The sequence below is a fragment of the Nocardia sp. PLKS1-43 genome, assembly GCF_059510335.1.
The window spans coordinates 142054-165818 of the sequence record NZ_JCAJZQ010000012.1; the positions used below are offsets into that span (position 1 = coordinate 142054).

At 68.9% G+C, this 23765-nt stretch carries 24 protein-coding genes; 10 read left to right on the top strand and 14 right to left on the bottom strand.

Translation table 11 applies throughout. The annotated features are described in order from the left end of the window. Positions 1-210: 210 nt before the first annotated feature. From AC5WS7_RS32050 to AC5WS7_RS32065, 4 genes are all read left to right on the top strand, one after another. Positions 211-1107 carry an ABC transporter substrate-binding protein gene (locus AC5WS7_RS32050; protein WP_495958443.1) on the top strand — a complete coding sequence of 299 codons (897 nt, stop codon included), beginning with the start codon at positions 211-213 and terminating at the stop codon, positions 1105-1107. A gap of 243 nt (positions 1108-1350) precedes the next feature. Beyond that, a complete protein-coding gene (locus AC5WS7_RS32055; protein WP_495958340.1) occupies positions 1351-2502 on the top strand; it encodes an ABC transporter ATP-binding protein in 1152 nt (383 codons plus the stop codon). 16 nt (positions 2503-2518) lie between these two features. Further along, positions 2519-3202: an ABC transporter permease gene (locus AC5WS7_RS32060; RefSeq protein ID WP_495958341.1), complete on the top strand. Its 684-nt coding sequence runs from the start codon at positions 2519-2521 to the stop codon at positions 3200-3202. After that, on the top strand, positions 3199-3891 hold the full coding sequence (locus tag AC5WS7_RS32065) for an ABC transporter permease (protein ID WP_495958342.1): 693 nt from the start codon (positions 3199-3201) through the stop codon (positions 3889-3891). Before AC5WS7_RS32060 ends, AC5WS7_RS32065 begins: the two co-directional genes overlap by 4 nt. Positions 3892-3916: 25 nt before the next feature. Here AC5WS7_RS32065 and AC5WS7_RS32070 read toward each other — a convergent pair whose 3' ends face one another. The 6 genes from AC5WS7_RS32070 to AC5WS7_RS32095 form a co-directional block, all read right to left on the bottom strand. Next, the gene (locus AC5WS7_RS32070) at positions 3917-4315 is read right to left on the bottom strand and encodes a VOC family protein (protein WP_495958343.1); all 399 of its coding nucleotides are present in this window, start codon (positions 4313-4315) and stop codon (positions 3917-3919) included. A 17-nt stretch (positions 4316-4332) separates the two neighbouring features. Continuing rightward, positions 4333-4992 (bottom strand): response regulator transcription factor, encoded by a 660-nt coding sequence (locus AC5WS7_RS32075; protein WP_495958344.1) that lies wholly within the window; start codon positions 4990-4992, stop codon positions 4333-4335. Further along, the gene (locus tag AC5WS7_RS32080; protein WP_495958345.1) at positions 4959-6080 is read right to left on the bottom strand and encodes a sensor histidine kinase; all 1122 of its coding nucleotides are present in this window, start codon (positions 6078-6080) and stop codon (positions 4959-4961) included. The genes AC5WS7_RS32075 and AC5WS7_RS32080 overlap by 34 nt, the downstream gene beginning before the upstream one ends. Positions 6081-6085: 5 nt before the next feature. Next, positions 6086-6574, bottom strand: coding sequence for a hypothetical protein (locus AC5WS7_RS32085; RefSeq protein ID WP_495958346.1), 489 nt, complete (start codon positions 6572-6574; stop codon positions 6086-6088). Between the two features lie 692 nt (positions 6575-7266). Continuing rightward, complete coding sequence (locus tag AC5WS7_RS32090; RefSeq protein WP_495958347.1) at positions 7267-8469, bottom strand: DUF1501 domain-containing protein; 1203 nt, start codon at positions 8467-8469, stop codon at positions 7267-7269. 13 nt (positions 8470-8482) lie between these two features. Continuing rightward, positions 8483-9790, bottom strand: a complete 1308-nt coding sequence (locus AC5WS7_RS32095; RefSeq protein ID WP_495958348.1) for a DUF1800 domain-containing protein — start codon at positions 9788-9790, stop codon at positions 8483-8485. Between the two features lie 83 nt (positions 9791-9873). Here AC5WS7_RS32095 and AC5WS7_RS32100 point away from each other — a divergent pair, with 83 nt between their 5' ends. The 4 genes from AC5WS7_RS32100 (at position 9874) to AC5WS7_RS32115 (ending at position 12823) form a co-directional block, all read left to right on the top strand. Then, a complete protein-coding gene (locus AC5WS7_RS32100) occupies positions 9874-10557 on the top strand; it encodes a response regulator transcription factor (RefSeq protein ID WP_495958349.1) in 684 nt (227 codons plus the stop codon). Positions 10558-10601: 44 nt separating this feature from the next. After that, the gene (locus AC5WS7_RS32105; protein WP_495958350.1) at positions 10602-11921 is read left to right on the top strand and encodes a sensor histidine kinase; all 1320 of its coding nucleotides are present in this window, start codon (positions 10602-10604) and stop codon (positions 11919-11921) included. A gap of 96 nt (positions 11922-12017) precedes the next feature. After that, positions 12018-12344, top strand: a complete 327-nt coding sequence (locus AC5WS7_RS32110; RefSeq protein ID WP_495958351.1) for a hemophore-related protein — start codon at positions 12018-12020, stop codon at positions 12342-12344. A 101-nt stretch (positions 12345-12445) separates the two neighbouring features. Beyond that, a complete protein-coding gene (locus tag AC5WS7_RS32115; RefSeq protein ID WP_495958352.1) occupies positions 12446-12823 on the top strand; it encodes a hypothetical protein in 378 nt (125 codons plus the stop codon). A 20-nt stretch (positions 12824-12843) separates the two neighbouring features. Here the strand turns inward: AC5WS7_RS32115 and AC5WS7_RS32120 are convergent, their stop codons facing one another. From AC5WS7_RS32120 to AC5WS7_RS32155, 8 genes are all read right to left on the bottom strand, one after another. Continuing rightward, positions 12844-14190, bottom strand: a complete 1347-nt coding sequence (locus AC5WS7_RS32120) for a glycoside hydrolase family 27 protein (protein ID WP_495958353.1) — start codon at positions 14188-14190, stop codon at positions 12844-12846. A gap of 39 nt (positions 14191-14229) precedes the next feature. Then, positions 14230-15426, bottom strand: a complete 1197-nt coding sequence (locus tag AC5WS7_RS32125; RefSeq protein ID WP_495958354.1) for an NAD(P)-dependent malic enzyme — start codon at positions 15424-15426, stop codon at positions 14230-14232. 507 nt (positions 15427-15933) lie between these two features. Continuing rightward, a complete protein-coding gene (locus AC5WS7_RS32130) occupies positions 15934-17538 on the bottom strand; it encodes an FAD-dependent oxidoreductase (RefSeq protein WP_495958355.1) in 1605 nt (534 codons plus the stop codon). Positions 17539-17678: 140 nt separating this feature from the next. Beyond that, a complete protein-coding gene (locus AC5WS7_RS32135) occupies positions 17679-17945 on the bottom strand; it encodes a hypothetical protein (RefSeq protein ID WP_495958356.1) in 267 nt (88 codons plus the stop codon). A 538-nt stretch (positions 17946-18483) separates the two neighbouring features. Then, positions 18484-19338 (bottom strand): PHP domain-containing protein, encoded by an 855-nt coding sequence (locus AC5WS7_RS32140; protein WP_495958357.1) that lies wholly within the window; start codon positions 19336-19338, stop codon positions 18484-18486. A 269-nt stretch (positions 19339-19607) separates the two neighbouring features. Beyond that, entirely contained in the window at positions 19608-20180 is a 573-nt protein-coding gene (locus tag AC5WS7_RS32145) for a suppressor of fused domain protein (RefSeq protein WP_495958358.1), read from the bottom strand. A 79-nt stretch (positions 20181-20259) separates the two neighbouring features. Continuing rightward, positions 20260-20751, bottom strand: a complete 492-nt coding sequence (locus tag AC5WS7_RS32150) for a YflT domain-containing protein (RefSeq protein WP_495958359.1) — start codon at positions 20749-20751, stop codon at positions 20260-20262. Between the two features lie 12 nt (positions 20752-20763). Continuing rightward, the gene (locus tag AC5WS7_RS32155; RefSeq protein WP_495958360.1) at positions 20764-21720 is read right to left on the bottom strand and encodes an HpcH/HpaI aldolase/citrate lyase family protein; all 957 of its coding nucleotides are present in this window, start codon (positions 21718-21720) and stop codon (positions 20764-20766) included. Positions 21721-21797: 77 nt separating this feature from the next. On the opposite strand from AC5WS7_RS32155, the gene AC5WS7_RS32160 reads away from it, so the two are divergent. After that, positions 21798-23138 carry a magnesium transporter MgtE N-terminal domain-containing protein gene (locus AC5WS7_RS32160; protein ID WP_495958361.1) on the top strand — a complete coding sequence of 447 codons (1341 nt, stop codon included), beginning with the start codon at positions 21798-21800 and terminating at the stop codon, positions 23136-23138. Next, positions 23135-23719 carry a DUF1003 domain-containing protein gene (locus AC5WS7_RS32165; RefSeq protein WP_495958362.1) on the top strand — a complete coding sequence of 195 codons (585 nt, stop codon included), beginning with the start codon at positions 23135-23137 and terminating at the stop codon, positions 23717-23719. Before AC5WS7_RS32160 ends, AC5WS7_RS32165 begins: the two co-directional genes overlap by 4 nt. Positions 23720-23765: the final 46 nt, after the last annotated feature.

Below are 23765 nucleotides of genomic sequence, written 5' to 3' on the forward strand. Positions count from 1 at the left end.
CGACACCCGGCTGCAAGGATGGACAGCCAGACCGCGGCCGTCCCGACGACGAATGGTAGCCGGGCCGCGCCGCACCTCACCCGGCAGCGCCGGGCCCTCGGAAGGACAGCAGTGAAACCCACGATCATCCTCTCCGCGCGTCGGCGCGGACTTCGCCCCGCGTTCACCGCCGTTCGATTCGTGGCCACAGCCGTCGCACTGGCAGCGGCGATGGCGCTGTCCGCCTGCGGCGGCAGTTCCGATCCGCTGGCCTCCGGATCGGGCGGTTGCACCGGTGATGCGAACAAGCTCACCGTCGGCTCGGCGAACTTCCCGGAATCGGAGACCGTGGCCGATGTGTACGCCGAGACGCTGCGCGCCAACGGTTTCACCGTAGACACCAAACTGAATATCGGCAGCCGGGAGGCGTACATCCCGGCGCTGCGGGAATGCTCGATCGGCGTGATCCCCGATTACACCGGCAATCTGCTGCAGTACCTGGACAAATCGGCGACCGCGACCGACGCCACCGCGGTGAATCAGGCGCTGAGCAAGGCGCTGGGCGGCGATCTGGTCACCGGCACATCCGCATCGGGGGAGGATTCCGACGCGGTGGTGGTCACCCAGGAGACGGTGCGGAAGTGGAATCTGCATTCGATCGCGGACCTGGCCGCGCACTCGTCCGAGGTGAGCTTCGGCGGCGCACCGGAATTCGCCGAGCGCCCGGACGGTCTGCCCGGCCTGAAGAAGCATTACAACCTGGATATCCCGGCGAACAAGTACGTCCCGATCAGCGATGAGGGCGGCCCCGCGACGGTGCGCGCGCTGACGTCCGGGCAGGTCACCGCGGCCGACATCTTCACCACTTCGCCTGCCGTCAAGGAGAACAACCTGGTGGTGCTCGCGGACCCGCAACACAATTTCGCCGCGCAGAACGTCGTGCCGGTGCTGAACGTGAAGAAGAAGTCCGACAAGGCGTTGAAGGTACTCGACGCGATCTCCGCGAAATTGACCACCGACCAGCTGATCGCGCTCAACGAGCAGGTATCCGGCGCCGCCAAGGTCGAGCCCGCGGCCGCCGCGAAGTCCTGGGTCACCGCACAGGGACTGGACAAGCCGATCGGATAGGTTTGCCAGTGAGCACGAACAGCTGGTGAGGGAAATCGTGAGCGCGAAGATGAGGGTCCGGCGCGAGGTACGTGCAGCCGAGGTGCGTTCGAGAGCGATCGGCGCGGCGCGATCGCGCGGGTGCGGCCGTGAGCGCGGCGCACCCGGCGCGGGTGAGGCGCGCCGGGGCCGGGCCCAGCGATGTGAACCATGGAGGCAGTGCGTGTCGCGCACGGCGGAGGCGAGCGCCGGCGAGGTGCATTCGTGAGTGAGATCGAGTTCAGCGGGGTGGGTAAGACCTACCCGGACGGGACGACCGCGGTGTCCGATCTGGATCTGCGGATCGAATCCGGGTCGGTCACCGTGTTCGTGGGCCCGTCGGGCTGCGGTAAGACCACGTCCATGCGCATGATCAACCGGATGATCGTGCCGACAACGGGCACGATCACCGTTGCGGGCCAAGATATTTCGGCGGTCGATCCGGTGCGGCTGCGACTGGGTATCGGTTACGTGATCCAGCACGCCGGACTGTTGCCGCACCGCACGGTGCTCGACAACGTCGCCACGGTGCCGGTGCTGCGCGGGCAATCCCGTCGCGCCGCGCGCCGGGCCGCCCTCGAGGTGCTCGATCGGGTCGGGCTGGATCGCGCGCTGGCGAGCCGGTATCCGGCGCAGCTGTCCGGCGGACAGCAGCAGCGCGTCGGCGTGGCGCGAGCCCTGGCGGCAGACCCGCCGATCCTGCTGATGGACGAGCCGTTCAGCGCCGTGGATCCGGTGGTGCGCGAAGAGTTGCAGGCCGAGATGCAACGGCTGCAGGCCGAGTTGCACAAGACGATCGTCTTCGTCACGCACGATCTGGACGAGGCGATCAAACTCGGCGATCGGATCGCGGTCTTCGGCCGCGGCGGCGTGCTGCAGCAGTATGATTCGCCCCAGCGCGTATTGGCTGCGCCCGCAACCGATTTCGTGGCCGAGTTCGCCGGGCGGGACCGCGGCTATCGCGGACTGTCCTTCCGCACCGCCGATGGTATCGCGCTGCACGACATCCGGACCGCGACCGGACCGCAGGTTTCCGGACTCCGGCTCGACCGCGGCGAATGGGTTCTGGTGGTGGATGATTCGCGCCGCCCGATCGGCTGGGTCGATGTCACCGCTGTCGAGCGCGTGCGCGCGGGCGGAACACTGACCGAGAGTATGTCCGCGGGCGGATCGCTGTTCCCGCAGGGCGCGGACCTGCGCCAGGCATTGGACGCCGCGATTTCCTCGCCCTCGGGAGTCGGTGTGGCCGTAGATGATTCGGGCGCGGTGGCCGGTGGCCTGCTGGCCACCGAGGTCATCGATCGGCTCGCCGCCCAGCGTTCGGACGAGGACGCCGCGCGCAATCGCCACTTCTTCGACCAGGAGCGGGCACGGTGAGACCGGAAACGACCCGATGAGATATCTGATCGACAATTTCGCCGAGATCGCCGGATTCGCGCGCACGCACCTGTATCTGGCGCTGGTCCCCCTGCTGGTCGGGCTGGTGTTCGCGATCCCCGCGGGCGCGGCGGTGCGGCGGGTGCCGTGGCTGCGACGGATCACGATCACCCTCGCGAGCCTGGCCTTCACGATCCCGTCCCTGGCGTTGCTGGTGATCATCCCGCCGCTGGCGGGTATCGCGACGATCGACCCGCTGAACGTTGTCATCGCGCTGAGCATCTACTCGGTGGCGCTGCTGATCATCGCGGTCCCCGCGGCACTGGATTCGGTGCCCGCCGACGTGCTCGACGCCTCCGACGCTATCGGCCACACCCGGCTGCGCCGCACCTTGATGGTCGAATTCCCTTTGGCCATCCCGGTTTTCGTGGCGAACCTGCGGGTGGTGGCGGTGACCAACATCTCCATGGTGACCGTCGGCGCGTTGATCGGCGTCGGCGGGCTGGGCAAGCTGTTCACCCAGGGATACCAGCGCGACTACCCCGACGAGATCGTCGCCGGAATCATCGTGGTGCTGATCCTGGCCCTGGTGGTCGATCGGGTGCTGTTCCTGCTCGGCCGCTGGGCCACACCGTGGTTGCGCGCGGAACGGCCGAGCCTCGCGAGACGCCTGCGGGCGGCGAAAGGACTCGGCGCATGAACCTTTTCATCGACGCCTGGCATTACTTCACCGCGGCGGCGAACTGGGGCGGTTCGGCCGGAATCGGGAACCGGCTGCTGCAGCACCTGTGGTACAGCTTCCTGGCGATCGCGATCTCCGCGGCGATCGCGGTGCCGATCGGACTGCTGATCGGGCACAGCCGGCGCGGCGGCGGCCTGGTCGTCGGCTTCGCCAACGCGATGCGCGCGCTGCCGACACTCGGTGTGCTGACGATCGTCGTGCTGGGATTGGGACTGGGCTTGCTGCCGCCGCTGCTGGCGCTGGTCACCGTCGGCATCCCGCCGCTGCTCGCGGGCACCTACGCGGGCATCGCGAACGTCGATTCGACCGTGGTGGACGCCTCGCGCGCGATGGGAATGACCGAACGCCAGATCCTGCTGCGGGTGGAGACGCCCAATGCGCTGCCGGTGCTGCTCACTGGATTGCGTTCGGCCACATTGCAAGTGGTGGCGACCGCGACCATCGCCGCGTACGTGAATCTGGGCGGGCTCGGCCGCTACATCTTCGACGGCATCAGCCTGTACAAGTACGACCGGGTACTGGTCGGCGCGCTGCTGGTGGCCGCGCTCGCGCTGGTGCTGGACGCGCTGCTCGCGCTGGCGGTCCGGGCCAGCGCGCCCGGTACAGGTCGATTGCGCCGGAGCGCAACGATTTCCGATGCCCGGTGAGCGTGCCGGCCCGAGAACCAGTGCGTTACCGGAGATTCAGCTGCCAGGAGACGCCGAAGCGGTCGTTCACCCACCCGAAACGCTTGCTGAATCCGTACTCGCCCAACGGCATCAGCTCTCCGCCGCCCTCGGACAGCGCCGCGTAGAGCCGTTCGAGTTCCGCATCGGAGGCGCACTCGACGAACAGCGACATCGACGGCGTGAAGCCGAACTCGTGATGCACGAAACTGTCGATACAGCTGAACTGCTGACCGGCCAGCCGGAACACCGCACGTTTGACGGTGCCCTCCGCACCGGGTTCACCGGCGGCGAACCGCTCGATCTCCAGCACGGCGCCGTCCTCGAACAGACTCGTGTAGAAGGTCATGGCCGCCTCGGCAGCACCCTCGAACATCAGCTGCGTGGTGATTTTCTGATCCGCCATGGGCTCATCATGACATGTCAGCGGGCCAGTCCGGCGCGATGCGCGTACGCGATGGCCTGCCCTCGGTCGCGGACGTCGAGCTTGGCGAACAGCGCATTGATATGACTCTTGACGGTGCTCACGCCGATGAACAGCTCCGCGGCGATCTCGGCGTTGTTGCGGCCCTGCGCCATCAGCCGCAGCACGTCCAGTTCACGGTCGGTGAGATCCGCGCGCGGAGGCTGCGCGGCCGCGCCCAGAGCCGAGACCAGGCGCGCGCCGACGTCGGCGGCGAGGGTGGTGTGCCCGCTGGCGACCGAGCGGACGGCGGCGGCGATTTCGGCGCGACCGGCGTCCTTGGTCAGGTATCCGCGCGCGCCCGCGCGCAGTGCCCCGGCGATGGACGCGTCGTCGGCGTAGGTGGTCAGGACCAGGACCGCGGTCTCGGGGTGGGCGGCGGTGATCGCGGCGGTCGCGGCCACGCCGTCGATGCCCGGCATGCGCAGATCCATCAGCACAACCTGCGGAGACAGGGTGCGTACCAGCTCGACCGCCTCCGCGCCGTCGCGCGCCTCGCCGACCACCTCGACGTCCGGCAGCAGCGACAGTACGGTGCTCAGGCCGTCCCGCACGGTGGTCTGATCATCGGCCACGACGACCGTAATCATCTGTGCGGCAACAGGATTCGAACCATCCACTGTCGCTCCTCCCTTCCCGCGCGCACCGTGCCGCCCACGGCCGCGATACGTTCGGTCATGCCGAGCAGGCCCGCGCCCGCGCCGGAATCCCGAAGCGCGCTCAACCGATCGGTGATCGGATTGCCGATCGCCACTCGCAGGCCCTCGTCCCGATCCTCCAGGGTGAGCGTAATCGGTTGGCCGGGAGCGTGTTTGCGCGCGTTGGTGAACGACTCCTGCACCGAGCGGGCGATCGCGACGGCGGTCTGCTCGTCCAGTCGGCGCAGATCGGCGTCGAGGAGCAGTTCCACCCGGCCGCCGGAGGCGCGCTCGTCGCCGGCGAGCCGGCGCAACTCCGCCGCCAGGTCGAAACCGTCCGCGCGCATGGCGTTCACCACTCGCCGGGCGTCCTCGAATCCGGACCGGGCCAGCTCGTGCGAGGCCTTGACCCGTTCGGACGCGCGATCCACCTCACCCGCCTCTAGCAGTGCGTCCGCGGCGTCGAGTTGGCGCACCAGTCCGCCCAGGGTGTGTGCGAGCACGTCGTGGATGTCGCGCGCCAACCGGCCGCGTTCGGCCAGCGCGGCGGCCCGGTCCCGCTCGGCACGGATGATCCGGTTCTGCTCGACCAGCAGCCGGTTCTGTTCGGCGGTCCGGCGCGACTGGCGGCGGCTCCAGCCCATCAGCCCGAAGACCAGCACCCCGACCATCAGCCCGAGCAGATCGCGCGGATGATCCGCGACGCCGAATACCGAAACACAGGTACACACCGCGGCCAGACCCGCGATGGCCAGGCCGATCGATACCGGCGCGGTCGCCAGCGACAACGCCGCGAAGACCACAGCCAGAGCGGTGATCGCAGATCCCGCCACCCACGGGGCGGTCAGTCCGCCGCCGACCGCCATGGCGCACAGGCAGATTCGTCCCGGCCACACCGATCCCGCGGGCTCGGCGATCCACGCCGCCCAGCCGAGCCAGGACAGCACCGCACCCGCCGCGATCCACGGATGCGACCACAGGTGCGCGTGCACCGAGGAGAAGAGCACGGCGACGAGCCCGACCAGGCGAAGCAGCCTGGACAGGCCCGTCGGCGCGGCCGCGGAGATCATCGCGTTCAGTGTGCCGCAACCCGGTACGGCTCGCGGGTCCGCCGCAGCAGCATCACCGTGCGCCCGGCCCGGTTCAGCGCCAGCATCAGCAGGATGATCCCCGCGGAGGTGACGATCTTCGCCCCGTCGGCCGCGGCCCACACGTCCACGCCCAGTCGCACCGCGAGCATGACGAACCACAGCAGCGACCCGACCAAGCCCGTGCGGGCCTGCAGTTGCCCGTCCACCTGCCGCACCTGCGACAACATTCCCATCCCGATGCCGACGCCCACGCTCAGCACCGCCTCGAGCGCCAGCAGCGCCACCGCGAGCGTCCCGACCGAGGCGCCGGCCACCGCCGACCTCGACACCAGCACCCCGACCACCGCCAGGATGATCGGCCCGCGCCACACCCGCGTGAGATCCACTACCTGCCACCGCGTCTGGCGGTAGATGATCCACCCCAGCACCAGAACCACGACGACACCTTCGAGTACCGCATTCTGCAAGCTCATGCCTATAGCGTCGATCGAACGGGCCCGATACCCCACCACCCCCGGGTGGACCCGGGGTGGAGATCGGCAGCCGGGAAGTCCACCGCCACGCGGATTCCACCCGCACCGACCTGAGCGGCAGCAGCCATGCGGTGAACAAAGGCATGCCAACGAGTCGCCCCGGCCGAGCCACCGCGCCCGAGCCCGAAACCGGACGTGCCGATCCGGATCGATCACCGAGTTGCAGTCGATATTGTTCGCGCGCAGAGCGTTGCGTCGCGGATATCAGTGCAAGGCGAACTCTCGATCAGGCCCGCGGGCATTCGGTCGCCCACAATCCGATCACCAAAACCGGAGCGAGCCAGCGCATCCGAAACCAAGGAGCCGATACAGCGCACGCCACGCCCCATCGCAGATACCAGAGCAGCAACGAACGCTCGATCAGGCTCGCAGGCACTCAGTCGACCCGCCCCGATCGCGAAAACCGCGCCGAGCCAACGTATCCGCGACGGAGGACCCGGCACAGCGCACCCGGCGTCTCATCGCGAGATATCCGCGCAGCGACGAAAGCCCGATCAGGCCACGGACACTCGGTCGCCCACAATCCGATCACCAAAACCGGAGCGAGCCAACGCATCCGAAACCGAAGACCCGATACAGCGCACGCAACGTCTCATCGCGGATATCCGCGCACGGGGTCGGTCCGTGGATGCTCAGGTGATCAGACCCAGGTCGCGGCGGCCGGGGCCGAGGACGGGGGCGGGGTCGGTGGCGACGACGCGGTGCAGGAGTTCGTGGTAGACGTCGCGGAAGTCGACGGCAGATTTCAGGTCGCCGTCGTCGAGGTCGGTGAGGCTGGGTTCGTCGCCGTGGAAACCGCCGGCGACCCGGGAGCCCGCGAGGAAGACCGGGCCCGCGGTGCCATGGTCGGTGCCCTGCGAGGCGTTGGCCCGCACGCGGCGGCCGAATTCGCTGTAGGCCAACAGGACCACGTCGCGGCCGCGCGGATGTCCGGCCATATCGCGCAGGAAGCCCGAAATCGCCTGGTCCAGGCGGCCGAGCAGTTGCTCCTGCGTCCGGCGTTCGTCGGCGTGGGTGTCGAAACCGCCCAAGCCGACCGAGTAGACGCGGGTGGGTACACCGGCCTTGATGCACTGCGAAACCAGATCCAGTTGCGTCCGGAGTGGATTGCCGCCCGAGGCGACGCCGGCTTTCCCGCCTGTTTCGATCGACGAGAAAGCTTGTGACACGGTCTGTTCCGAGCGATACCCGCTGCACACGAAACCTTGCGCCGCGCTGTCGTGCGGATCGGATGCGGCCAGTCCGGCGAGTTCGGCCTTCAGTTGCGCGGACAGCGGAACCGAGGACGGATCCAGCGCCGAGGCAGTGTGTTTCGCGCCGATCGCCAGCGTCGGCAGGACCGAGCCGATATTGACCGCGCGCAGCGGATCGTCGCCGGTCGCGTCCAGCCAGCGGCCGACCCAACCGGTCGGCGACGGTTCGCCGGGTACAGCGGTCTGCCAGATGTCCATGGACCGGAAGTGACTGTGGTCCGGCTTCGGATATCCGACGCCGCGCACGATCGCCAGGTCGTGCTGCCCCCATAGCTGCGCCAAGCCCTTCATGGCCGGATTCAGACCGAGTTGACCATCCAGATGCAGCACTTCCTCGGGGCGATAGGACAATTCGGGACGCGCGTCGTGATACGCGTTGTCCGCGTACGGAATCACGGTGTTGAGACCGTCGTTGCCGCCGTACATGGTGAGCACCACCAGGATGCCCGACCCGGCGGGCAGCGGGGTGGTGCTCGCCGCGTGCCGCAACTCCTCCCAGGTGATCGCCGACGCGCCGAGCACGCCGAGCGCTCCCAGCACGCCGGAACCGACGAGGAATTGCCTGCGACTCACAGGTGACATGGCGTTCGCGTCCTCAGCTCGTCAGATATTCGGGAGTGTTCACCGCGATCGCGGCCAGGCGCGCCGGATTGCCGGCCGCCGTGCGCAGCACCTGCGCGCTGCGGTCGGACCAGGCGCCGACGCCGAGCAGATACCCGGCGGCATCCACTCGATCCGCGGTACCCGCGGACGAAATCGGGGACAGGTCAGCGTTTTTCAGCAGTGCGGTGATCGCGGTCAGCCGAATCTGGGCCGCCGCGGTGGACATCCACGCCTGCCCGCGCGGCCAGCCACCCACGTTCGGCGGATAGAACGGCAGCTGCCCGAGCGCGCGCAGCACGCTCAGCACCCGGTGCGCCTCGGCATCACCGGTCAGCGGCACCCGCAACGCTCGCACCGCGCCGATCAGCCATTCCACCGGCGCGTGCACGACGGTGTCGCGAGCACCGGTGAATTCGGCGTCGGTGAGGATGGCGGTGATCACCGCCCCCAGGTCACGACCGGGCCCGTAGGCCGTGGTGATGCGCTCCAGCGCGGCCTGCGAGGGCGGATCGTCCGAGGCCAGCTGCTGCCACATCCGCCCGGCCACATACCGCGCGGACTCCGGCCGGGCGAGCACCGCATCACAGAATTCCCGCACGCCCAGCGAACCGCTCACGCCGAGAACGGTCTTCGTCCCCGCGTCGTGGCGCTTCGGATCGAATACCGCCGCGCCGTTCCTTATCGTCCACCCCGTCAACGCCCTGGCCCCTTGGCGCACATCGGTTTCGGTGTACCCGTTGCCGTGCCCGAGCGCGAACAGCTCCATGAATTCGCGGGACAGGTTCTCATTGGGCGCCTTCGCGGTATTGGTCTGGCCGTCGAGCCAGCGCAACATCGCCGGATCGGTGAGCATCGCGTAGGCCAGCGCCGAGAAATCGCCGGCGCCCATGGTGCGCAAGGTGCGGTTCTGCCCGGCCATCTCCGCGGCGCTGCGAACCTTCACCGCCGAGGTGGCGAAGTGGTTGTGCCACAACAGGGTCAGCTTCTCCCGCACCGGTACCCGCACCGCGGCCATCCGCCGCAGCCACCACACGGTGAGATCGTTCAGCTGTGCGGTGACCTCGGCGTTGTAGCGGCGGCGTTGATCGGCCGTGGCCGTGCGTCCGGGCGCCGCCACGACGGCGAATTGCGGCATGGGCGTGGCGTGCGCCCCCGGATCGACCTCCGGATCGGCCGCAAGCGCCGAGCGCAGATACGCCGCCGGATCGCTCACCGCGTCGACCTCCGGGCCCGCGGCACCGAATCCGGACCGGCGCAGCACTCGTGCGCTGTGCATCCACTGTGCCGATTGACTGGCCATATCCCGAGTATCGGCGATGCACAGCCGTCCCACAGGCCGCGTACCGGCAACCTTCAGCCAACCCTCAGCTCGCACCGGCCACAATGTCGGGTGTGCGGAACGGGCGAATCATGGTCATCGAAGATGCCGAAGCCATACGGGCGGCGGTCGCGTCCGGGCTGCGCGCGGCCGGTCACGAGGTGCTGGCACGTCCGGACGGCGGCGAACTCGAACGGGATCTGGCGCAGTTCCGGCCGGACGTGGTGGTCCTGGACGTCATGCTGCCCGGGCGAGACGGATTCGTCCTGCTCGATGCGGTGCGCGCACATTGTGCGGCGGGCGTGGTGATGCTCACCGCCCGCGACGAGGTGCGGGACCGGATCCGCGGCCTGCGCGCGGGATCGGACGACTACGTGGTCAAACCGTTCGATCTGGCCGAACTCGTGGCCCGGGTGGAGGCACTGCTGCGGCGGATGGGGAAACTGCGCGACAAGATCACCGTCGCGGATCTGGTGGTGGACGTCGAATCCGGAATCGTGTTGCGCGGCAACGCTACCGTCACGCTGACCGCGACCGAGTTCAAACTCCTGACCTATCTGGCGGCACACCGCGACCGGGTGGTCACCAAGACCCAGATCCTCACGGCCGTATGGGGTTACGAGGACTACGATCCGAATCTGGTGGAGGTCCACGTCAGCGCGCTGCGGCGAAAATTGGAGGAATACGGGCCGCGACTACTGCACACGGTGCGCGGTATGGGCTATGCGCTGCGGGCCGGGGACCGATGAGTACCCGCGGCGCGGCGGGCGCAGATCCGGGTGCACGAGGCATCATGCGCACCGTATCCCTGCGACGCCGGGTAACCCTCACCGCCGCAACGGTTTCCGGTATCGCCCTGATCGTCGTCGCGATCATCGTGCACAGCCTGTTCGCCGTCGTGGTCTCCCGTACCGAGGCGACCACTCTCACCGACCGCGTACAGCTGGCCCGCCAGCTCGCCAGGCAGGGCACTGCTCCCGGCACATTGATCGCCCGGATCGACAGCCGCTCGGTGCGCGCCCGCCTGGTCCTCGCCGACGGCCGGGCCTACGGCAGCCTCACGCCGCATCGCGAGGCGGAGAACGTCGCGGCGGCGCGGCGGGTGGTCCTGACCGGACCGGGGCAACTCGACCGCGCGCGGCTGACGGTCCAGATCGACGAGCCCCTGCTGGCGCGGGTCCGATCCCGGCTGGTCTGGGTGCTGATCACCGCGGTCGCCGCCGCACTGCTGCTGATCGCGGGCGGACTCTGGTTCGGGGTGCGCCGGGCCCTGGCGCCGCTGGATTCGATGACGCGGCTGGCCCGCGACATCGCCCGCGGTCACCGTGGCAGCCGCCTGTCTCCCGACCGCACCGATACCGAACTCGGCCGAACCGCAAGCGCTTTCGATGAGATGCTGGACGCGCTGGAGGGCGCCGAATCCCGGGCTCGCGCTTCCGAACAACAGTTGCGCGCCTTCGTCGGCGATGCCGCGCACGAGCTGCGCACCCCGGTCGCGGGCATCCGCGCCATCGCCGAGGCCGTCCTGCACGAACCGGCCGACGCCGATCCCGAGGAACGTCAGCGCATGTATCTGCTGCTGGCGCGCGAGGCGCAACGGGCCGGTCGGCTGGTCGAGGATCTGCTCGACATGGCCCGCATCGATGCGGGCCTCCAGCTGCACAGCGAACCGGTGGACCTGTACGAGCTCACCGGAATTCAACTCGATCGCGTCCGGATGCTGCATCCCGGCGTGGAATTCCGGCTCGACGGGCAGCCGGTGCGCACGATCGCCGATTCGGAACGCATCGGGCAGATCCTGGTCAACGTCCTGAACAACGCCTGTCAGGCCATGCCCGCGGGCGGCACGGTCACCGTGCACGTCGAAGCGCGCGACGAGCTGGCCCGGATCACGATCGCCGACACCGGTCCCGGCATCGCCCCGGCCGACCGCGAGCGCGTCTTCGACCGCCTGGTGCGCCTCGACGCGGCCCGTGCGGCCCGATCGGGCGGTTCGGGCCTCGGCCTGCCCATCGCCCGCGGCATCGCCCGCGCCCACGGCGGCGATCTGCGCTGTATCGAACCCGAGAACGGTCGCGGGGCCCGGTTCCGGCTGACCCTGAAGATCGCCTGAAGGTACGCGGGTCGAACACCGGAATTTCAGCGCGGCCTCAGCTGCGGCGGGCAGATTCGGTTCCGACAGCACGAACCGAAGGAACGGAGTTCCACCGTGAAACGCATCGCCACCGCCTTGCTCACCGCCACGGCGGGTCTGGCCACGCTCGCGATCGCCCTGCCCGCGACGGCCTCCGCGGCCCCCGCACAGTGCACCGCGCAGGACCGCGCCGCGGCTCACGCCGCCGCGGCGCCGAGGGTCGCGGCCTACCTGGCCGCGCACCCCGACCTCTCCGCCGAACTCGCCCACCTCAGGTCCCTCCCGAAGGACCAGCGCAGGGCCGAACGCCAGTCTTACCGCCGGGCCCATCCGGATCTGATGGCGGGTCTGCGCGGCGCACGTCAGCCGGTGATCGACTACCGGCACTCCTGCCACCGGTAACCGAACCTCCCGAGGCCGGCATGGATGCGACTGTTGTATCGACATCAGTTGTGCGATAGAACAGTTGCATCCATTCGACCTTGAAACAATGGGGGGATCAGATGATTCGCAGCGTCGTCATGGCCACAGCGCTGACCGCCGCGGCTCTGGGCGGCATCGCCGCGGTAAGTTCCGTTGCGGCACAGGCAACTCCGATCGGGACGGTGAACTGCGCCTCGGTGCCTACCGACAGCAGGCTCGTAACCACGTGTACCAACACCGATCTCGGCCCCGGCACGATGAACTACTCACTGCTGTGCACCAATCTGGTGTTCGAGTGGTATCACACCGAGCGGATCGGCCCGAACTCCACGCAGACCATGGTTCGCGACTGCGGTCCCGGCGCGCATCCGATCCTGTGGGGCTCCTCGGGCATCACCGATTATCAGCAGCTGCAGAACTACATGAACCAGCAGAACCAGCAGCGATTGAGCAGGTGAGCCGCACCGCCGGTGGTCGCTCAGGTCACCGGCGCGGGGCTGATCCGCAGCAGTACGGTGTCGTGCGCGGCGATCTGGGCGCCAACCGTGGTGCGCACGGTCGCGTGCGCACCCGACCACAGGTTGCGCGCCGCGAACCCGTCCGCCGCGGGCAGGCTCAGGCGCGCGAGCGGGATGGAGATCGTGGCGGTCGAATCGCCGTTGTTCCACAGCGCAACGGCCACCGACCCGTCCGACAGCGTTCTGCGCCAGACCTTTCCGCCGGTTCCCGGCACGACGGTGACCGGTGCGGCGAGCGAATCCTGGTCCACCGCGATGATTTCCGGATCGGTCAGCAGCCGCCAGGTCGTCTCGTCCATGTAGGGCAGGGCATTTCCCGCGATCAGCGGTGCGGCCAACAGTGCCCACATGCCGAACTGGGTCCGCTGCTCGGCCCGGGTGAGCCCGGGATAGGAGGTACCGAGCACGCCCGGCACCCCGACCTCGAGCATATCCGGGTCGGCCCAGTGTCCCGGACCGGCTCGGCCGGCCGATGCCACTGTGCTGGAAAGGACTTCGCTCAGGCCCTGATCTCCGGCCGGCCCCTGGTGCAACGCCCAGCCGGGCAGCAGATCGTTGGTCGTGCGCCACAGCGTGCCGATACCCGACCAGTCGTAGATCGCGCCCGGCGGCGCGCCGCGCACACTGCTGTTGGGATTGATGCTGTAGACGATCGGGCGGCCGGTGGCGCGCAACGCGTCTCGCATTTTCGTGAATGCCGAAACCTGCCGGTCGATATTGGAATCGACTGAGCACCAATCATATTTGAGATAATCGACACCCCAGGCCGCGAATGTGCGCGCATCGAGCATCTCGTGTCCGGAACTTCCGGTACTGCCCGGATAGGTTCCGGCAATCTGTGCGCACGTTCGAGAATTCGGACTCTCGTAAATGCCGAATTTCAATCCGCGCGCGTGCACGTAGGCCGCCAGAGCAGCCATCCCGTGCGGAAAGCGTGTCGGGTCCGGTTGCAGCGCACCGGAAGACGTGCGCAGCGGCACGAACCAGCAGTCGTCCACCACGACGTACCGGTAGCCGGCCGTACGCATCCCGCTGGCGACCATGGCGTCGGCCGCCTGCTCCACCGTGTGCTCGTCGACCGAACAGCCGTAGGCGTTCCACGAGTTCCAGCCCATCGGCGGGGTCCGCGCCACGCCGGGAATCGCGATCGACGCATTGCCCAGACGCACGGTATCGGCGAACGGCGCGGAGGCGACGCCGCCGACCGACACCAGCGCCACCGTGAGCGCGGCGACCAGCGCCGGCACCAGGCCGCGCCGCGCACCCGGCGGGCCGGCGGCCTCCCCGGACAGCGCAGGACGCCCCACCCGTCCCCGGATGAGGCGTCCTAGCTGCGAAAACACCTGTTACGCAACGCCTTCCGCGCGCGCAGCGGCGGCGACAGCCTCGGCCACCGCCGGTGCGACCCGCGGATCCAGCGGACTCGGGATGATCTTGTCCACGCCCAGTTCCTCGCGCACCACGCCGAAGATCGCGTTGGCGGCGGCCACCTTCATCCCCTCGGTGATCCGGCGCGCGCCGGCGTCCAGCGCACCCTTGAACACGCCGGGGAAGGCGAGCACATTGTTGATCTGGTTCGGGAAGTCGCTGCGGCCGGTGGCCACGATCGAGGCGTACTTCTGCGCGACCTCGGGGTGGATCTCCGGGTCCGGGTTGGACATGGCGAACACGATCGCGTCCGACGCCATCGAGGCGATCAGCTCCTCGGCGATGGTGCCCGCGGACAGGCCCATGAACACGTCCGCTCCGGCCAGCGCCTCGGCCGCGCCGCCGCTGAGCTTGCGCGGGTTACTGCGTTGCGCCAGTTCGGCTTTCACCGAGTTCAGGTCGGCGCGATCGGCGCCGACGATACCCTTGGAGTCGAGCACGACGACGTCGCTCACGCCCGCGGCGAGCAGGATGTTGGTGCAGGCCACACCGGCCGCGCCGGCGCCGGACACCACGACCTTCAGATCCTCGATCTTACGGCCCTGCACGGTGGCCGCCCCGTTGAGCGCGGCCAGCACCACGATCGCGGTGCCGTGTTGATCGTCGTGCATGACCGGGCAGTCCAGCGCCTCGACCACGCGCTTCTCGATCTCGAAGCAGCGCGGAGCCGAGATGTCCTCCAGGTTGACCGCGCCGAAGCTGGGACGCAGCCGGATCAGGGTCTCGACGATCTCGTCGACATCCTTGGTGTCCAACACGATCGGGATCGAGTTGAGCCCGGCGAACTTCTTGAACAGCGCGGCCTTGCCCTCCATGACCGGAAGGGAGGCGCGCGGGCCGATATCGCCCAGCCCCAGCACCGCGGTGCCGTCGCTGACGACCGCGACCAGACGGTCGGTCCAGGTGTACCGCTTGGCCAGCGCATCGTCCGCCGCGATGGCCCGGCTGACCTGTGCCACGCCCGGGGTGTAGGCGATCGACAGATCGCGCTGCGAGTCGAGCGGGGCGCTGAGTTCCACCGAGAGCTTGCCTCCGAGATGGCCGGCGAAAATCTCTTCGTGCGTGATCTCGGACAGGCTGGCAGTTGTATTCGGTGCGTCAGTCACAGATGACACGATTTCACTCCTGCTCGATACGGGCTAAACCGGGGGACGGTTACCGTCGGGTATGGAAATAAGGGATTTTTCGGGTTACTCGAGGGTGCGCCGAATACGCTCATCCATGTCTCGTAATACCGTTCAGTAGTTACATCGCGGCAAGCTGCAAGGGGTATTACGGGATACGGTTCGCGTACCGGTGCACAGATCCGTCGAGCCGGAGCCGGATGGTTGTCCGGGCAATGCACTACGGTGGTGATCCGCGGACCGGAGCCGTGCGTCACGGATCGCCGTTCACCAACCTTCCCGGGCCGGGCGGTGGCGTCGGCCGGGATCCGGAACATTCTGCCAGCAGCCCCGGGACTTGCCAAATCCTGCTGCGCGGCGGCGGGTCGAGAACGGCTGGGTAGTGCCATTTCCCGAGGCTACGTGGCGCAAATTACCCCCGCATCACCGAAGGCCGACGATTCGCGCGCCCCGCCGGTGAACTGTCGCACCGCCGAGCCGACGCCGCTGTGCGGGTGATCAAGCGGTGGCCAGATCCGGCCGCTCGGAGAGCTGTTCCGGCTGCGGTTGGGACTGCGGTTGGGACTGCGCGGCGGGCAGGACCGGCCCGCATGCCTGGGGACGCACCCAGACGGCACCCAGCCCGCCGGCGTGCAGGCGCCGGCACCAGTGCTCGACGACCTGTGGATGGTCGGTGCGCCGGTGAATGCCGCGGGATTCGGTTCTGGCCAGCGCACTGTATTTGCTCCAGCGTGCGACCGCCAGCAGCGCGGCGGCCTCCCGGGCGCGCAGTCGGTCCGGGCCGCTGCCGCCGAGCGCGAATTCGGTAGCGGGCCACAGGGCGTCGAGTTCGGCGATGCTGTTGCGCAGGCTGTCGGCGCTGCGTCGATAACTGCGTCGCATGGGCAGCGTGTGCTCCTGGACCAGGCCGATCACCGCACGCGGATCGAGTCCGGAGCCGGCGTGCAACCCGGCGCCCGGAACCAGCCGCACCGGTCCCCTGCTGCCGCGGCGCGTCGCGAAGCGGGCCGCACCCGCGCCCGCCCACACACCCGAGGACATCGCCCAGGCCCCACCCTGCCCGCCGAATCCGCCGACCGCACCGGTGAGCGGTTCGCGCCCGGCCACCTCACCTGCCGCGAACAGACCGGGAACCGTTGTCGCACAATCGAACCCGGCCAAATGCACGCCGCCGCTGCCGCGTACGGTGCCCTCCAGCACGGCCCGCACCGGCATGCGGGCGATATCGCCGTCGATCCGAACGCCGGGCGTGGCGTCGCGCGGATCGAGCTGCCAGCAGGCGTAGACGCGGCGGCCGTCCGCGAGGGCCGCGAGCGCCTGTGCGCCGAATCCCTCGCCCGCCCCGCCGAATACCGTGCCGGACTCGTCGCAGAGAGTGGCCGTCCGCAGCATCGCCCGGGAGGCGCCCGCCCGCCGCTGCGCACTCGCCGGCTGCGGAGCCGGAGCCAGGGAATAGGCGCTGGAGAACTCCATACCCGACAGTTCGCCACCGACCTCGGCGGCCATCAGCATCCCGTCACCGGTATCGACGTCGGTCCCGGCGCCCCCGGACCGGAACGCGCATCCCCCGGTCGCCAGAACCACCGCACCGGCCCGCGCGGACCAGCTCCGGCATCCGCCGTGCAGCTCGATGCCCGCCGCACCCGAGACCACGCCCTCGCCGTCCACGGCCAGTTGCAGTGCCGGATGATGATCCAGGATCCGCACCCCGGCGAGAACCAGCGCGCGGCGCATTCGAACGAGGTATTGCGCACCGTCCAGCCGGATCCGGGTCGTTCGCGCCGCGCGTTCCCCCGGGCCGCGCTGCCCCCAGCGGGCCAGCCGGCCCGCGTGCCGGTGGGTCTCGGCCAGCACCCGCGCCATCCACTCCGGATCACCGAGGCAGCCGCCGTCCGCCAGCCCGCGCGCGATCGCCGCGTCACGAAGCGGGCCGGGCGGGATATTCCACAGCGAGACAATGTTTTTCGCGGTCGGGCCGCTGTGCCCGCAGCGCGACTTGTCGACCAGCACCACCCGGACCCCCGCACGCGCCGCGGCCAGTGCCGCCCACGCTCCCGCCGGGCCGCCGCCCAATACCAGGACGTCGGCCTCGACGTCGATCACGGTCGCCGCCGGCGGCGGTGCGACCCCATCCGGTGCGGATATGCCGGCGCCGCGGACCGCGTCGTCGCTTCCCTCGCGATCTTGCTCACAAAGAATAAGGTTCGGACACAATTCACCCGTTGGCAACCATTACACGGGGTTCAATTCCACCACTGCGTAACCAATAGATAACCTGCCGCCACAAAAACGACCAGCGATCCGGAAAAAGCGGCCAAACCGCGACGCCGATCGGTGAACACCTGGGCCACCACGGCCACCGCCGCCAACCCGACGTGCCACCCCACCATCCGCCCGCCCGGCCCCGGATACCGCCACACCTCCCCCAGTACCGCCGATCCGGCCACGACCAGGGCCAGCACCACCATCCCGGCCGCTATCACCCCACTGATGCCCCGCAGCAGCCTCACGCCCCGCACTCCGTCCCGCGCCGATCCATCACACGCCACCATCTCTCCGGCACCGATCCACCGGTACTCTCCCGTGCGCAGGCGACCGCCACATCCGCCGGCCGCCAGGGCATCCGCGTGCCGCGGCGCGACAACACGCCGCGGGCGCCGTCGACCGCCCCGCGATCCGTCGCAGTCGCCGACGAGCCTTGACACACAACGGAATACGTCGGACCGGCATCCGTACGCCTACATGACATCGCCGGCTCACGATCGACGCGGGCACGGAGCACCGGCGCTCCGATGCCGTCGACATCGAACCGAAAGCACTGTCCCGCAATGGTATCCACGTCACGGCCAGCGGGCGGGACAACCGGAACGTGCTCGCGACTCGAGCAGCGCGATGCGATATCGATCCCGGGCCGCGCCGACCGAAAGCATCCGCGCGCGGTGCGATGAGCCGCGCGTCGAGCGGAGCCGGGTGGCGTTCCGACGCGGCCGCGATGGAGGTCGGAGCGACCGAGATGCCGACGCCGCGAGACGGCGCGGGACGCGGCGCTCATCCGGCGATCACCGGGACACCGGTCGCCTTGCTGACCAGCTTCTCGAATTGCACCGGGTCCGTGGTGCATTCACCGAGGGCGATGACCTTGTTCGCGCCGTGGTAGTCGGATGAGCCGGTGGTGAGCAGGCCGAGTTCGGCGGCCAGCTCACGCAGGACGGTGCGGTCGGACGCGGTGTGGTCGGGGTGGTCGAGTTCCAGCCCGGCGAGGCCGACGGCGGCCAGGTCACGGACCTCGTCCAGGGCGAGCAGCCGGCCGCGAGTACGGGCGCGGGCATGCGCCACCACGGCCACTCCGCCTGCCGCGGTGACCATTTCGACCGCCGCGCGCAGTGGCGTATCGGCCTTCTCGGCGTAGTAGCGACCGCGCGGAGCCAGCAGTTCCACGAAGGCCGCGTCCACCGTCGGCACCACCCCTGCCGCGACCAGGGCACGCGCCAGATGCGGGCGTCCCGCGGCCGGACCCGCCGAGGCCAGCACCTGCTCCGGATCGACGGGCAGTCCGTCCGCCGCCATCCGCTCGGCCATCGCCCGCACCCGGGCGACCCGCTCGCCACGCAACCTCTCCCGCTCACGGGCGAAGGCGGCGTCGGCCGGATCGAACAGATAGGCCAGCAGATGCACCGGCACCGGCCACCCGTCCTCCCCCATCCCCTGACACGACATCTCCATACCGCGCACCAGGCTCGTTCCCGCCGGTAACGCCGCGGCCGCCTCGGCCCACCCCGCGGTCGTGTCGTGATCGGTGATCGCAATCACATCCAGGCCCGCCGCGGCGGCACCGCGGATCAGTTCGGCGGGACTGTCCGTACCGTCGGACGCGGTGCTGTGGGTGTGGAGGTCGATGCGCACGGTGCCATTTTGCCGTGTCCGATTTGCCTCCGCTCCGCTCCGGCGTCCCGCGGCCCCCGAGGATCGATTCTTCCCCCGCTTCGCTCCTGGCGCTCCGGTCAGCCCGGAATCGACCCGGGCCGCGGCCGCGGAGCCGGCGTTGTCCGAGGTCGGCGAGACTCAGGTGCTCACGGTGGTTCTGTCGCTGGTTCGGATTTCACCGTGCCGGAGTGCGGACCGCCGCCCTCGGCTCAGGCCCGAAAGCAGCGGGCGCACCGCGGCTTGCGGGGTCAGAGGTTCGCCGCGCCTCGGCCCGGATCGCGCACGTCGATACCGGCCTCGGCCCACGCCTCGCGCAGCGCGGACGCGCCGCGCAGCCGCACCCAGGCGGCCTCGGTGGCGGTGATCGGCGAGACCGACAGGAAACGCACGGGATCCGCGGGTTCGGGCAGGGCGAGCTCCGGGACATCGCCCGGGCCGAGCAGGACGGCGGTGAACGGGGCGTTGCGCCACAACGGTTCTCCCACGTCCAGCAGCGCATCGGGTTGCAGCACAACGCCTTCCACCGCGGGCGAGGCGATCAGCACGCCCAGCGCGCGGGTCAGCCCGGTGTGCGCGTCGCCACCGCGCAGGGTCAGCACCAGTTCGGCGCGCGGCCCGCGCTCCGGATCCACAACGGCCGCAGCGGGATCGGTCATGGGATGCCGCGCACCACCCAGAGTGACGTAGTGCACGAACTCACCATCGGGAATGCGCAGGATCTCGATCGGCTCGAGCCCGAGAAATGTCACCGAGGCCGAATCCGCGGTCCGCACGCCGAAATGTTCGAGCACCGCCGCCCGAACCGACTCGATCACGTCCATGCCGGACCGCCGCTCACGTGCCCGCGCCACGGCCTGCGGGCACGCCGCGCAGACGCGCGTACCGAATCGCTCATACCGCTCAGATCGCCAGCCGGGCGAGCATGTCGCGAGCCTGTTCGGCGGCCTTCGGTTCACACAGCACGTCGTAACGACCGGCCACCAACTGCATCGTGGAGGCGAAATCGCGCTGGCCGCGAGTGGCCGCATACGGGATCGAGGTGGAGATGACACCGAAGATCACACCGCCCACCAGGCCGACGATCAGCGGTCCGACCGCGCCGCCGGTGGTGAACAGGCTCAGCAGCAAGCCGAGGAACAGGCCGAGCCAGGCGCCCGAAACCATACCGCCGCCAATGACTTTGCCCCAGGTCAACCGGTAGAGCACGCGCTCGACCTGCATCAGGTCCACCCCGACGATGGTCACGTTCTGCACCGGGAACTGATTGTCGGCCAGATAGTCGACCGCGCGCTGGGCCTCGGCATATGTCGGATACGACCCCACCGGCCAGCCCGACGGCGGGGTCGGCAGACCCTGCCGATTGCGGTTCGAATTCCCGAGTGGGTTGGTCATAACTCCATCATGCTAGTTCTCCGCGGCCGATGGGGGTACGAAACGCGTGGTTCGCGCCATTCCCGCGGCCCGGCCCTTCTCCGCTATGACGTGCGCCATCTTCGCGCTCGCCTCGTCGATCATCTCCTCGCCCAGCATCACCGCGCCGCGAGCGCCGCCGTCGGCCGAGGTGTGATAGGCGTACGCGTCCAGAATCTCCTCGGCGCGATCGTAATCGGCCTGGCGCGGGCTGAAGATCTCGTTCGCGGCCTCGATCTGGGTCGGATGCAGCACCCATTTGCCGTCGAAACCCAGCGCGGCGGTGCGGGCCGCGGCCCGGCGAAACGCGTCGAGATCGCGAATTTGCAGGTAGGGGCCGTCGATTGCCTGCAGACCGTGGGCGCGCGCGGTGAGCAGGATGGTCATCAGAATGTGGTGGTAGGCATCGCCGGTGTCATAACCCTCGGGCTGCTCCCCGACGACCAGCGTGCGCATATTGATACTGGCCATGAAATCGGCGGGACCGAAAACCAGCGTCTGCACCCGCGGGCTCGCGGTGGCGATCTCATCGATATTGCGCAGGCCCAGCGCATTCTCCAGCTGCGGTTCGATGCCGATACTGCCGATCTCGAGTTCGCACGCCTTCTCCAACTGGGTCAGCAGCAGATCCAGTGCCCGCACCTGACCGGCGTCGGTCACCTTGGGCAGCAGGATCGCGTCCAGATGCGCTCCCGCGCCCTCGACCACGGCGATCACGTCGGAGTAGGTCCACGCGGTACTCCAGTCGTTGACCCGGACCACCCGGATCTGGTCGCCCCAGCCGGGCGAATTCAGCGCCGCGACAATATTTCCCCGCGCCGCGGCCTTGGCCGCGGGGGCGACCGCGTCCTCGAGATCCAGGAATATCTCATCTGCCGGAAGACCCTTGGCCTTCTCGATCATCCGGGCATTACTGCCGGGGACCGCGAGCACCGAACGGCGGGTTGGCATGCACGACTCCTCCACGTCTGGGTTCGGTGAGGAGTCTATCGATACGCCCTCGCGGCGATGCCTCTAACCTTTCAGTCATGGCTTCGACGAGGGTTTTCGCGGCCAGGCTCGCCGGTCTGGTGGTCCTGGGTCCGGACGGCGAATCGATCGGCCGTGTCCGGGACGCGGCCATTTCGATTCGCTATGACCAGCAACAACCCAGAGTCCTCGGACTCATCGTCGAATTGCCCACGCGCAAACGCATTTTCGTGCCCATGCTGCGAGTCACCTCGATCGAACCCGGTTCGATCAGTCTCAACACCGGAACGGTCAGCCTGCGACGGTTCCAGAAACGTCCCGGCGAGATGCTCGCCCTGGCCCAGATTCTCGACTCGCGCGTGCACGTCGAGGATCCCGATCTGCCCGAACTCTCCGGCGTCGAGGTCTTCGTGGCCGATCTGGGCATGGAGCAGACCCGCACCCGGGACTGGGTGGTCTCGCGGGTGGCGGTGCGCCGCTATCGAGGACTGGGCCGGGCGCTGCGCCGCAGCGCGATACACGTCGTGGACTGGACCGAGGTGCGCGGCCTGAATCTGCAACAGCTCAACCTGCCCGGCCAGAGCGTGACCGCCCTGCTGGAACAGTTCGAGGGCCTGCGTCCCGCCGACGTCGCCCACCTGCTGCGCGAGCTGCCCGAGAAGCGTCGCATCGAACTGGTCCGCGCGCTGGACAACGAGCGTCTCGCCGACGTCGTCCAGGAGCTGCCCGAAACCGACCAGATCGATGTCGTGCAGAACCTGGGCGTATCCCGCGCGGCCGACGTGCTCGAGGCGATGGATCCCGACGACGCCGCCGACCTGCTGGGTGAACTGCCCAAGGGGGAAGCCGAAGCGCTGCTGGCGCAGATGGATCCGGAGGAGTCCGAACCGGTCCGCCGTCTGCTGGAGTACTCGCCCTACACCGCGGGCGGCATGATGACGCCCGAGCCGGTGGTGCTGCCACCCGCCGCCAACGTGGCCGAGGCGCTGGCGCGGGTGCGCGATCCGGACCTGCCCGCCGCGCTGGCGTCGATGGTCTTCGTGGTGCGGCCGCCGACGGCCACGCCCACCGGGCGCTATCTGGGTTGCGTACATACTCAGCGATTACTGCGCGAACCACCGGCGACCCTGCTCGGCGGTATCGTCGACACCGACCTGTCCCAGTTGCGGCCGGAGAACTCGCTTCCGGCGGTGACCCGGTACTTCGCCACCTACAACCTGGTCTGCGGGCCGGTGGTCGATTCGGAGAATCACCTGCTCGGCGCGGTGACCGTGGATGACGTCCTCGATCATCTGCTGCCCGAGGACTGGCGGGAACAAGACGAGGAGGCACACGACGTGCAGCCTGCCGCGCACGCCGGCGCGGGCATGCGGACAGCGGCCGAGGGAGAACGACAGTGACCGACCGCGTAGACAAGCCCCGCGCCCGGCTCGAGACCCCGGTCGAGGGCAGATTCCGATTCGATTTCGACGCCGAGGCGATGGCCAGGACCAGTGAGCGGATCGCCCGGTTCCTGGGCACCGGGCGCTACCTGGCGATCCAGACCGTCATCGTGTTCGCGTGGATCGTGCTGAACGTCTTCACCATCACCCTGCGCTGGGATCCCTACCCGTTCATCCTGCTGAACCTGGCCTTCTCCACCCAGGCCGCCTATGCCGCGCCGCTGATCCTGCTGGCGCAGAACCGGCAGGACAACCGGGACCGGGTCTCACTCGAGGAGGATCGCCGTCGCGCCGCGCAGACCAAGGCCGATACCGAATTCCTGGCCCGCGAACTGGCGGCGCTGCGGATCGCGGTCGGCGAGGTGGCCACGCGCGACTATCTGCGCCGAGAGCTGGAGGACATCAAGGGGATGCTGAACCGGATCGAGTCCATCGCCCCGCTGGACGATGAAGATTCGAACGATGGTCCCAAAACGCGAAAGAGTACCGATCGAAAGCGGGGGCAGGTACCGATTTCGCCACAGCTGAGCGGCAACTGACCGCAAATATCGACAACATCCCCGTGACCCATAGGTAACCTGGATC

Excerpts from the sequence above, each read along its gene's own strand:
- AC5WS7_RS32050 (WP_495958443.1), top strand. The coding sequence starts at position 211 with ATGGCGCTGTCCGCCTGCGGCGGCAGTTCCGATCCGCTGGCCTCCGGA.
- AC5WS7_RS32060 (WP_495958341.1), top strand. The coding sequence starts at position 2,519 with ATGAGATATCTGATCGACAATTTCGCCGAGATCGCCGGATTCGCGCGC.
- AC5WS7_RS32065 (WP_495958342.1), top strand. The coding sequence starts at position 3,199 with ATGAACCTTTTCATCGACGCCTGGCATTACTTCACCGCGGCGGCGAAC.
- AC5WS7_RS32070 (WP_495958343.1), bottom strand. The coding sequence starts at position 4,315 with ATGGCGGATCAGAAAATCACCACGCAGCTGATGTTCGAGGGTGCTGCC.
- AC5WS7_RS32080 (WP_495958345.1), bottom strand. The coding sequence starts at position 6,080 with ATGATCTCCGCGGCCGCGCCGACGGGCCTGTCCAGGCTGCTTCGCCTG.
- AC5WS7_RS32085 (WP_495958346.1), bottom strand. The coding sequence starts at position 6,574 with ATGAGCTTGCAGAATGCGGTACTCGAAGGTGTCGTCGTGGTTCTGGTG.
- AC5WS7_RS32090 (WP_495958347.1), bottom strand. The coding sequence starts at position 8,469 with ATGTCACCTGTGAGTCGCAGGCAATTCCTCGTCGGTTCCGGCGTGCTG.
- AC5WS7_RS32095 (WP_495958348.1), bottom strand. The coding sequence starts at position 9,790 with ATGGCCAGTCAATCGGCACAGTGGATGCACAGCGCACGAGTGCTGCGC.
- AC5WS7_RS32100 (WP_495958349.1), top strand. The coding sequence starts at position 9,874 with ATGTCGGGTGTGCGGAACGGGCGAATCATGGTCATCGAAGATGCCGAA.
- AC5WS7_RS32105 (WP_495958350.1), top strand. The coding sequence starts at position 10,602 with ATGCGCACCGTATCCCTGCGACGCCGGGTAACCCTCACCGCCGCAACG.
- AC5WS7_RS32115 (WP_495958352.1), top strand. The coding sequence starts at position 12,446 with ATGATTCGCAGCGTCGTCATGGCCACAGCGCTGACCGCCGCGGCTCTG.
- AC5WS7_RS32145 (WP_495958358.1), bottom strand. The coding sequence starts at position 20,180 with ATGGACGTGATCGAGTCGGTTCGGGCGGCGGTGCTCGAACATTTCGGC.
- AC5WS7_RS32150 (WP_495958359.1), bottom strand. The coding sequence starts at position 20,751 with ATGACCAACCCACTCGGGAATTCGAACCGCAATCGGCAGGGTCTGCCG.
- AC5WS7_RS32155 (WP_495958360.1), bottom strand. The coding sequence starts at position 21,720 with ATGCCAACCCGCCGTTCGGTGCTCGCGGTCCCCGGCAGTAATGCCCGG.
- AC5WS7_RS32160 (WP_495958361.1), top strand. The coding sequence starts at position 21,798 with ATGGCTTCGACGAGGGTTTTCGCGGCCAGGCTCGCCGGTCTGGTGGTC.